Here is a 303-nt window from a genome sequence, read left to right as displayed (position 1 = left end):
TGTCGCCGTTGGTGATTCGCCGTCCGCACCATCTTTGATCACTGTTGTTGTTGTCGTGCCATCTGGATTCGTGATCGTCACTGTGTGTGTACCGTCTCCATTGTCGACTACTGTCGCCGTTGGTGATACACCATCTTTACCGTCTACTCCGTCAACACCATCTTTGATGACTGTCGTCGTTGTTGTGCCGTCTGGATTTGTGATCGTCACTGTGTGCGTGCCGTCGCCGTTGTCGACTACTGTCGCCGTTGGTGATTCGCCGTCCGCACCATCTTTGATCACTGTTGTTGTTGTCGTGCCATC

At 52.8% G+C, this 303-nt stretch carries 1 protein-coding gene; it reads right to left on the bottom strand.

Annotation, left to right across the window (positions count from 1 at the left end):
* On the bottom strand, positions 1–303 hold a 303-nt coding region (locus tag ERX37_RS11305; RefSeq protein WP_208001699.1), incomplete at both ends, for a collagen-flanked surface repeat-containing protein.

This window comes from Macrococcus hajekii (assembly GCF_004359505.1).
GTDB lineage: Bacteria > Bacillota > Bacilli > Staphylococcales > Staphylococcaceae > Macrococcus > Macrococcus hajekii.
The sequence above is the reverse complement of the archived record's forward strand: the minus strand, read 5'-3'. Positions and strand labels throughout refer to the sequence as shown.